Genomic DNA, 10041 nt, shown 5'->3' with positions numbered 1-10041 from the left:
GTTTTACTGAGCCGCCGACCCCCGAGATCTACACGCGTTTATGCACACTCTTTCCCACCACGACGCTCTTCCGTACTGAGGGCCGACCCCCCCCAGGCCGAGCCGGGCCTGGGCGGGCTCGGCCATCTGGGCGTGCAGTTCGCCGCCAAGCTCGGATTCGAGACCGTGTCCATCGCACGGGGTGAGGACAAGGCCGAGGCCGCCAAGGGCTTCGGCGCCCACCACTACCTCGACGCCACCGCCGGTGACGTGGCCGACCGGCTGCAAGCCCTGGGCGGCGCGAAAGTCGTGCTCGCCACCGCGGCCAGCTCCGAGGCCATGAGCACCGCCATCGACGGGCTGCGCCACAACGGCGAACTCATCGTGCTGGGCGCAACGCCAGAACCCATCCAGGTCAGCCCGTTCCAGCTCATCTCGACCAGCAGGACCGTGCACGGCCACCCGTCCGGCACCGCCCGCGACGTCGAGGAAACCCTGCGCTTCGCCGCCCTGACCGGCATCCGGCCCATGACCGAGACCCGCCCCCTGGAGCAGGTCGCGGCCGCCTACCAGCGCATGCTGTCCGGCGACGCCCGCTACCGCATGGTCCTGACCACCGGCAGATAACCAGCAGCCGCCGGAGCTGCCCGTGACGGCGCCTGCCGGCCGCGACGGCGTCCGCACACGATCGCGTGCGCGTGCGAGCCGCCGCGCAAGATGCAGGCCAGCCCAGCGAGCTTCGAGCGCGCCCTGGTCACGTGCCGGGCCTGTGAGACGGACTTCGTCCAGAGCGAGTCGTCCGGTACGTCGGAAGCGCCACCCACCGAATCGGTCACCCGGCGTGTCCCCGCGCGCCCATTCGGTGACAATTGTCGCTGGGAATCGGAGCAGTAACCCCACGTGCTGCAACCCATTCGGTGACACCTACCGATGGGCGTCACAGCATCGCGGCCCGGCTCTTCGGCGAATAGTTTCTCCGGTACGTGTCGATCCCACCCGTCGCCGTTCGACGCGTTCAACGAGGCCGATACGAGCGACAGGGAGAGGGACACCGATGAAATTCATGATCGTGGGCAAGGCGAACGCGGAGACCGAGGCCGGGGTGCTGCCCAGCCAGGAGCTCGTGGACAACATGCACGCCTACAACGAGTCGCTGGCCAAGGCGGGGGTGCTGCTGGCGGCCGAAGGGCTGTACCCGAGCTCGCAGGGCGCGCAGATCTCCTACAGCGGCGGCAAGGCGAAGGTGATCGACGGGCCGTTCACCGAGGCCAAGGAGCTCATCGCCGGCTTCTGGCTGATCCAGGTGAAGTCACGGGAGGAGGCGATCGAGTGGGCCATGCGGGTGCCGGTGCCCACGGGGCATGAGGGGGTCGGGCTGGACGTGTGGCGGGTGTTCGACGCTTCGGACGTACCGGACGACTCGCTGCCGACGGAGGAGCGGGAGCGCGAGGAGGCGCTGCGCGAGCGCCTCGGCGTCGACCAGCCTGACGCCTGACGCCGCGGCGGGTTGCCATCGGCGGCTTCGTGCTGCTCTCATGGGCCGGTGATGGCTTCCGGCACCAACCCCCAGGGCGCTCACCGGGCGATCGAGGCGGTGTGGCGGATCGAGGCCGCCCGGCTCATCGCCGGGCTGGCCAGGTTCGTGCGTGACGTCGGCCTGGCCGAGGAGCTGGCGCAGGACGCGCTGGTCGCCGCCCTGGAGCAGTGGCCGGAGACGGGCGTGCCCCGCAACCCGGGCGCCTGGCTGATGACCGTGGCGAAGCGCCGCGCCATCGACATGATCCGCAGGAACGAACGCCTCGAGCGAAACCTGATCGAGCTCGGCCACCGCCTCGACACGGAGGAGGATCTCCCCGGGGTGGACGAGATCGAGGACGACCTCCTGCGCCTGGTGTTCACGGCCTGCCATCCGGCGCTCTCCATGGAGGCGCGGGTGGCCCTGACCCTGCGCGTGCTCGGCGGCCTGACCACTGACGAGATAGCCCGGGCCTTCCTGGTCTCGGAGCCGACGGTGGCGCAGCGGATCGTCCGGGCCAAACGGACCCTGGCCGACAAGAAGATCCCCTTCGAGGTGCCCCAGGCCTCCGAGCTGCCGGCCCGCCTGGCGTCCGTCCTCGAGGTCATCTACCTCATCTTCAACGAAGGCTATGCGGCGACCGCCGGGGACGACTGGATGCGCCCCGCCCTCTGCGAGGACGCCCTCAGGCTGGGCCGGGTCCTGGCGGGCCTGATGCCCGCCGAGGCCGAGGTCCACGGCCTCGTCGCCCTCATGGAGATCCAGGCCTCCAGATCCGCCGCCCGGGTCAGCCCGTCAGGCGAGCCGATCCTCCTCCTGGAGCAGAACAGGGCCCGCTGGGACCAGTTGCTCATCCGGCGCGGCCTGGCCGCCCTCGAACAGGCCGAGAAGCTGGGCGACGAGCCCGGCCCGTACACCCTCCAGGCCGCCATCGCCGCCTGCCACGCCAGGGCCGTCACCCCGGAGGACACCGACTGGGAGCGCATCGCGAGCCTGTACGAGGCGCTGGCCAAGCTGTCCCGCTCCCCCATCGTCGAGCTCAACCGGGCGGTGGCCCTCGCCATGGCCTACGGCCCAGCGGCCGGCCTCCAGCTCCTGGACCAGATCGTGGACGAGCCCTCACTCAAGGAGTACCACCTGCTGCCGAGCGTACGCGGAGACCTGCTCTTCAAGCTGGGCCGGCGGGAGGAGGCCCGCGCCGAGTTCGAGCGGGCGGCCGCGATGACCCGCAACGCCCGCGAACGCACCCTCCTCCAGGAACGCGCCGCGGCCTGCTAGAGGGCCCCGTCAGGCTCCAGTGCGGCGGCGCGCCGCTCGTCTGGACGTGCCCCGACCGCGGGACCGCCGTCCACTACGCCCCGCCGATCGATTCCGGGCTGACCGGCTATCGCCTGCAGGCCCAAGTGCTGGGACCGGACGGCATTCCGGCCATCACCGACCCGCAGGAGGCCGGCGCGAACCTGGAATTGATGGCCATGGCAGTCATGATCCACGGCCGTGACCGCAAGGTGGTCGAAGCCTTCGCCACAGCGCTGTCCCAGCAGCGCGACGAACACGCTCCGAAGTACTATGAATACACCTACAGCATGTCCGCGCCGGAGGTGCGGCGCCTCCTGGAGGAGATCATGACGTCCACGGACTGGCCCGTCTACAGCCCCTTCGCCCGCGAACACTTCGGCCGCGGCCGCGCGGAAGGCAAGGCAGAGGGTAAGGCAGAAGGCAAGTCGGAAGAAGCGGTCAAAATGCTCTTGCTGGTGCTGGACGCCCGCGGTCTTGACGTCCCAGAGGACACGCGTGCCCGCATCACCGCCTGCACCGATCTTGCCCGACTCGAAACCTGGGCCACCCGCGCGGTAACCGCCCGGACCCTCCAGGACCTGTTCAACGAGCCTGACGGACAGCATCCTTAAGGCAAGCACCACCAGCTCACGATGGACTCCAGCAGGCCCACCCGGCGGCAGCCGTGCAACGGGTGGGCGCCTGGCGAGCGAAGCGAGCGGGCTTTTCGGGGGATCGAAAGGGGGCTTGCCCCCTTGGGCGGCGCTGCCCGGAGCGCCTCTCGCGCGTAGCGCGCTCCCTCGCGGAGGACCATGCGTTTCGGCCCACAATCCCCGGAGCTCCCCAGCGCCCCCGGCCCCCTCACTGGCAGTGTGACCGGGAGAAAGCGTGGTGAGTGCGGGTGACATGCCCTTGATGCGACACAAAAGATGCCTCTTGAGGTGGGAGCGCTCCCAGAAAGCTCTTTGCGCAGTATAACGCTATAAATCCGGTTTCACAGTGACAAACCGCCCCATTGGTAACGGTTGCGTTTCGGTGGATTGACGTGCAGACCACCTAAGTGCACCCTTTGTGGGAGCGCTCCCAAAGACTCCCACCGCGGCGGAGCGCGTGCCGCGGTGCACTCCCCCAACATTCACCCGAGAAGGGGTCCACCATGATGATCAGCAAGCGTCGCGGCGGTCTTGCCGCGGCCTCGGCCCTGGCCGCGGCGGCGCTTACCGTCGCGTCCTGTAGCTCAGGCAGCACCGGTACGGGTTCCAGCAGCGCTCCCGCCTCCTCGGCGGTGGCCGAACCGGTCACCATCCGAGTGCAGACGTTCGGCGGCGGCTCGAACTTCGGCTACAAGAACGCCATCGAGAAGTGGAACGCCGAGCACAAGGACATCCAGATCAAGGAGGAGCACCTCACCGACCAGTTCGAGCAGCAGTACTGGCCCCAGATGATCCAGTGGCTGCAGGCCGGCAACGGCGCGGGCGACGTGGTCGGCATCGACGAGGGCGGCATGGGCCTGGCCAAGGCGCACCCCGAGTGGTGGGCCGACCTCAAGGAGTACGGCCTGGAGTCCCGCAAGGCGGACTTCCCCGCGTGGAAGTGGGAGAACGGCGTCACAGCCGACGGCAAGGTGTTCGGTCTGGGCACCGACATCGGCGGCATGAGCCTCTGCTACCGCAAGGACCTGTTCAAGAAGGCCGGGCTGCCCACCGACCGTGAGAAGGTCAGCGCGCTCTGGCCGACCTGGGACGAGTTCATGAACGTCGGCAAGACGTTCCAGTCCAAGGTCAAGGACACCAAGTTCACCGACGGCACGAACACGCTGTACCAGGTCGTCCTCTACCAGGAGGCGGCCAAGAACGGCAACGTGACGTACTTCGACAAGGACAACAACCTCATCGTCGACAAGAACCCGGCGGTGAAGGCGGGCTTCGACTTCGCCACGAAGATGAGCCAGCAGGGCCTGACCGCCAAGCTGCGCAACTTCACCGACGAGTGGGCGGCGGGCACCCAGAAGGGCGCGTTCGCCACGGTCGGCTGCCCGTCCTGGATGCTCGGCGTCGTCAGCGGCAACGCCGGCGACGGCGGCAAGGGCAAGTGGGACGTGGCCTCGGTGCCCGGCGGCGGCGGCAACTGGGGCGGCTCCTGGGTGGCCGTGCCCAAGCAGTCGAAGCACCCGAAGGAGGCCGCGATGGTCGCCGACTACCTGACCCAGGCGGAGACCGAGGCGAGCATCTTCAAGGACTTCGGCAACATGCCGAGCAACACGAAGGCGCAGCAGGACCCCGCCGTGCAGGGCGCGAAGAACGAGTTCTTCAACGACGCCCCCATCGGTGAGATCTTCGCCAAGTCCGCCTCGAGCCTGCAGCCGGTCTTCCTCGGCGTGAAGCACGCCCAGGTCAAGAACGCCATCGAGTCGGTCATCCAGGGCATGGACGACGGCTCCGTCCCGTACGACAAGGCCTGGCAGCAGCTGGTCGACGACGCGGTGAAGGCCGCGGGTTAGTCTCTCCCGCCCGGCCCGCCAGCAGCGGGCCGGGCTTGTTGCCGCCGAAAGGTCTGCTATGAGCTTCGATCCGCGGGCGGCGCGGAACAACCATCGCCGCGCCCGCCCGCCCGGACACCGCATGCGTTCCCGGCTGGATGTCAAAGCGATGCCGTACGCCCTGGTGTCCCCGTATTTTTTGCTGTTCGCCGCCTTCGGGCTGTTCCCGTTGGCCTTCACCCTCTACTACTCGCTCTACGACTACGACCTGGCCGGGACCGTCGAATGGACCGGGCTCGGCAACTACACCGCGCTGCTGGCTGATGAGGACTTCTGGAACGCCGTGGTCAACACGGTCTGCATCTTCCTCATCGCCACCGTCCCCCAGATGCTGCTCGCGCTGCTCCTGGCCAACGCGCTGAACAAGCGGTTCAAGTTCCGCCTGCCGATCCGCATGAGCGTGCTGCTGCCGCTCGTCACGTCGGTGGTCGCGGTCGCGGTGGTGTTCACGCAGCTGTACGCCCGCGACTGGGGCCTGGTGAACTGGATCCTGAGCTGGTTCGGCGTGGACAAGACGAACTGGCGGGCCGAGCGCATCCCGTCGTGGATCGCCATCGCCACCATGGTCGACTGGCGCTGGACCGGCTACAACGCGATCATCTTCCTGGCCGGCATGCAGACGATCCCCAAGGACCTGTACGAGGCCGCCGCGATCGACGGCGCGTCCCGGCGCAGGCAGTTCTGGCAGATCACGCTGCCGATGCTGCGCCCGACCATGATCTTCGTGGTGCTCAACTCCACGATCGGCGGCCTGACGCTGTTCTCCGAGCCGACCACGTTCTACAACGGCAACGTCGACGGCGGGTCGCAGGGGCAGTTCCAGACGGTGGCCATGTTCATCGTCAAGCAGGGCTTCCGCGAGTTCGACTACGGCTACGCCGCAGCGGCCGCCTGGCTGCTGTTCCTGCTCATTCTCATCGGAGCGGCGATCAACTTCCTGGTCGTGCACCGGATCGGGGGCAAGAAATGAACAACTTCTCCCCGACCCTCTTCACCAGGGTCATGCTGGGCGTCGCGGTCGTGCTGTCGGCCTTCCCGCTGTACTGGATGCTGGTCATAGCCTCCCGTACGAACGCCGACGCGGTCGCGATGCCGCCGCCGTTCCTGCCGGGCGGGAACCTGGGCGACAACATCGTCGCGGTGCTCAACAACGAGGACGCCAAATTCCTGCTGGGCCTGACGAACTCGTTCCTCGTGTCGAGCATCGTCACCGTCTCCGTGGTGATCATCTCGACGCTGGCCGGCTTCGCGTTCGCGAACCTGAGCTTCAAGGGCAGGAACGTCCTGCTGGTGCTCGTGCTGCTGACGATGGCGGTCCCGCTGCAGCAGATGGGCGTGGTCCCGCTCTACCGGCTCATGGTGAGCCTGGAGTGGACCGGCACGCTCAAGGCGGTCATCCTGCCGTACCTGCTCAACGGTTTCGGCGTGTTCCTGATGACGCAGTACACGCGGCAGGCCGTGCCGATGGAGCTGGTCGAGGCGGCCAGGGTGGACGGCGCCGCCACGCTGCGGATCTGGTGGAACGTCGTCCTGCCCGCCGTGCGCCCCGGCATGGCGGTGCTCGGCATCAACACGTTCATGCTCATGTGGAACGACTTCATGTGGCCGCTGATCGTGCTGACCCCGGACAACCCCACCGTGCAGATCGCGATCACCTCGCTCAACGCCAGGTTCTCCACGAACTACACGCTGATCTTCGCGGGGACAGCGCTGTCCATCATCCCCCTCATCGCAGTATTCGTCGCATTCGGCCGCCAAATCGTCGGCGGTCTCATGGAAGGTGCGGTCAAGGCGTGACGACACAAGAGGAACAGACGCGTGCCGGGCTGCGCTTCCCTGCGGGCTTCGCGTGGGGCGCGGCGACCTCCGCGTACCAGATCGAAGGGGCGGTCGCGGAAGACGGGCGCGGCGTCTCCATCTGGGACACGTTCACCAAGACGCCGGGCCGGGTTCTCAACGGCCACAACGCGGACGTGGCCATCGACCACTACCACCGCTTCCGGGAAGATGTCGGGATCATGGCGGACCTGGGCCTGTCGGCCTACCGCTTCTCGGTCTCCTGGCCCCGCATCCAGCCGGCCGGCTCCGGCAAGGTCAACCAGAAGGGCCTGGACTTCTACAAGCGGCTCCTCGACGAGCTGCGCGCGCACGCCATCGACCCCTGGCTGACTCTCTACCACTGGGACCTGCCCCAGGAGCTGGAGGACAAGGGCGGCTGGCCCAACCGTGACACGGCCTACCGGTTCGCCGAGTACGCCGGGGCCGTACACGAGGCGCTGAAGGACCACGTGCACACCTTCAGCACCGTGAACGAGCCTTGGTGCGCCGCGTTCCTCGGCTACGCCTCGGGCGAGCACGCCCCCGGCAGGCGTGAGCCGCAGAACGCGATCAGGGGCGCGCACCACCTCAACCTGGCGCACGGGCTGGCCGTCCAGGCGATGGACGCCAGGCGGGTCGGCGGCTGCGTGAACCTGTACGCGGTCACGCCCGCCACCGACAGCCCGGAGGACCTGGAGGCGGCGCGGCGCATCGACGGGCTCCAGAACAGGTTCTTCCTGGACGCGCTGCTCAGCGGGCGCTACCCGGAGGACGTGCTGGCCGACCTGCCGGTCGAGGTCGACTTCATCGAGCCGGGCGACATGAAGACCATCGCCGCCCCCATCGACGTGCTGCTCGTCAACTACTACAGCCGCTTCACGGTCTCGGGAGCACCAGGCGGCAAGCAGTCGGCGGCGGCGGCCCCCACAGACACGGCCTCGCCGTGGGTGGGCAGCGAGCACGTCTCGTTCGTCAGCGCCGGGCTTCCGGTGACCGCGATGGGCTGGGAGATCGACGAGAGCGGCCTGGTGGAGGTCCTCACGAGGGTGGCGCGGGAGTACCCGCCGATCCCCATGGTGGTCTCCGAGAACGGCGCCGCCTTCGAGGACGTGCTCGAGGACGGCCGGATTCACGACAGCGAGCGGCAGGCGTACGTGGAGGCGCACCTCGGCGCCTGCAAGGAGGCCATCGAGGCCGGCGTGCCCCTGGAGGGCTATTTCGCCTGGTCACTGATGGACAACTTCGAGTGGGCGTGGGGCTACGGCAAGCGATTCGGCCTGGTGCGCGTGGACTTCGAGACCCAGGAACGGCTGCTCAAGGACAGCGCGCTCTGGTACTCGGAGATCATCCGGCAGAATAGGCGCCATGAACCGACCGACTCTTGAGGCAGTAGCGGCTCGGGCCGGTGTTGGCCGGGGCACAGTGTCGAGAGTCATCAACGGCTCGCCGAACGTCAGCGCCAAGGCCCGCGAGGCCGTGGAGCTGGCCATCCGCGAGCTGGGCTACGTGCCCAACCGTGCGGCACGCGCCTTGGTGACGCGCCGCACGGACGCTGTCGCCCTGGTGGTGTCCGAGTCGCAGCTGCGGGTGTTCGACGACCCGTTCTTCGCGGGCACCATCCGCGGCATCGGCTCGGCGCTCTCGGAGACCGGGCTGCAGCTCATCCTGGCGATGGCCCGCACCACTGAGGAGTACGACCGGCTGGAGCACTACCTGACCGGGCAGCACGTCGACGGCGTGCTGCTGCTGTCGCTGCACGGCGCCGACCCGCTGCCGGGCCGGCTGGAGGAGATGGGCGTGCCGACCGTGCTCGGCGGCCGCCCCGTCGGCCTCGACCCCTACAGCTACGTCGACATGGACAACAGGGCAGGGGCCCGGCAAGCGGTCAAACACCTGCTGGGCCTCGGCCGCACCTGCATCGCCACCATCGCCGGTCACCAGGACATGGGCGTGGGCGTCGACCGCTTGGCGGGCTACCGCGACGCGCTGCTGCCCGCCGGGTTGCCGGAGCTGGTGGTGTACGGCGACTTCTCGGAGGAGAGTGGCTCCGCGGCCATGACCGAGCTGCTGGCGGCGCACCCCGAGCTCGACGCGGTGTTCGCCGCGTCCGACCCGATGGCGCTGGGCGCGATGCGCGTGCTCAAGGCGTCGGGCCGGTCGATCCCGGAGGACGTGGCCGTGATCGGGTTCGACGACTCCAAGGCCGCTCTGCACGCCGACCCGCCGCTGACCACCGTCCACCAGCCGACCGAGCAGATGGGCCGGCAGATGGCGCAGCTGCTGGTGGCCCGCATCAACGGCGAGGAGTTGCGGCAGCCCGTCGTGATCCTCGACACCCACCTCGTACGCAGGCAGTCCGCATGAGAGGCTTCCGTGGACAGTAGGACGAAGCGCCGGTTATCCGACGCCGAGCTCGACGCCCTGGTCCGGCGCGCGCTGGGCACGGGGGTGACGGCCTCCACCGAGCTGACCGACGGCTACGCCAACGCCGTGTGGCGGCTGAAGCTGGACGACGGGCGCGAGGTGGTGCTCAAGCTGTCGCCGCCGCCCGACCTCGACCAGCTCAGCTACGAGCGCAACCTGCTGCGCATGGAGGCCGCCGCCTATGAGCTGGCGGCGCAGGCCGGCGTGCCGGTGGCGGCGCTGCTGCGCGCCGAGTTCGACGACCCGGTGCTGGGCGGCGACTACCTGCTGCTCAGCGCGCTCGACGGGGTGTCGTGGAACGACGTCAAGCCCGAGGGCGAGGACGCGCTGCGCCGGGAGCTGGGCCGCCACCTGGCCATGTTCAACGCGGTGACCGGCGAGGTGTTCGGCTACCCGCACGCCGGGATCGTGGGCGCCACCTGGCGGGAGGCGTTCCTGGCGATGGTCGCGGCGCTGGTCGGCGACACCGACCGCTACCCGACGCCGC

10 protein-coding genes are annotated in these 10041 nt (G+C 68.7%); all 10 read left to right on the top strand.

All coding sequences use genetic code 11. From position 1 onward, the window contains the following. On the top strand, nt 1–606 hold a 606-nt coding region (locus tag AB0J09_RS43385; protein ID WP_360704712.1), incomplete at its 5' end, for a zinc-binding dehydrogenase. Nucleotides 607–1033: 427 nt separating this feature from the next. Next, nucleotides 1034–1474 (top strand): YciI family protein, encoded by a 441-nt coding sequence (locus AB0J09_RS43380; protein ID WP_360704709.1) that lies wholly within the window; start codon nt 1034–1036, stop codon nt 1472–1474. A 51-nt stretch (nt 1475–1525) separates the two neighbouring features. Beyond that, nucleotides 1526–2773, top strand: coding sequence for an RNA polymerase sigma factor (locus tag AB0J09_RS43375; protein WP_360704715.1), 1248 nt, complete (start codon nt 1526–1528; stop codon nt 2771–2773). 125 nt (nt 2774–2898) lie between these two features. Further along, complete coding sequence (locus AB0J09_RS43370) at nt 2899–3405, top strand: hypothetical protein (protein ID WP_360704706.1); 507 nt, start codon at nt 2899–2901, stop codon at nt 3403–3405. A 524-nt stretch (nt 3406–3929) separates the two neighbouring features. Further along, nucleotides 3930–5273 carry an extracellular solute-binding protein gene (locus AB0J09_RS43365; protein WP_360704703.1) on the top strand — a complete coding sequence of 448 codons (1344 nt, stop codon included), beginning with the start codon at nt 3930–3932 and terminating at the stop codon, nt 5271–5273. Nucleotides 5274–5331: 58 nt separating this feature from the next. Then, nucleotides 5332–6282 (top strand): sugar ABC transporter permease, encoded by a 951-nt coding sequence (locus AB0J09_RS43360; protein WP_360704700.1) that lies wholly within the window; start codon nt 5332–5334, stop codon nt 6280–6282. Next, entirely contained in the window at nt 6279–7109 is an 831-nt protein-coding gene (locus AB0J09_RS43355) for a carbohydrate ABC transporter permease (protein WP_360704697.1), read from the top strand. Before AB0J09_RS43360 ends, AB0J09_RS43355 begins: the two co-directional genes overlap by 4 nt. Beyond that, a complete protein-coding gene (locus AB0J09_RS43350) occupies nt 7106–8515 on the top strand; it encodes a GH1 family beta-glucosidase (RefSeq protein ID WP_360704694.1) in 1410 nt (469 codons plus the stop codon). Before AB0J09_RS43355 ends, AB0J09_RS43350 begins: the two co-directional genes overlap by 4 nt. Next, nucleotides 8496–9494, top strand: a complete 999-nt coding sequence (locus AB0J09_RS43345) for a LacI family DNA-binding transcriptional regulator (protein ID WP_360704691.1) — start codon at nt 8496–8498, stop codon at nt 9492–9494. The genes AB0J09_RS43350 and AB0J09_RS43345 overlap by 20 nt, the downstream gene beginning before the upstream one ends. 9 nt (nt 9495–9503) lie before the next feature. Further along, nucleotides 9504–10041, top strand: a 538-nt coding sequence (locus AB0J09_RS43340) for a phosphotransferase (RefSeq protein ID WP_360704688.1), incomplete at its 3' end; no start/stop codon positions are given.

This window comes from Nonomuraea sp. NPDC049784, assembly GCF_040659615.1.
Classification (GTDB): Bacteria; Actinomycetota; Actinomycetes; order Streptosporangiales; family Streptosporangiaceae; genus Nonomuraea.
The sequence above is the reverse complement of the archived record's forward strand: the minus strand, read 5'-3'. Positions and strand labels throughout refer to the sequence as shown.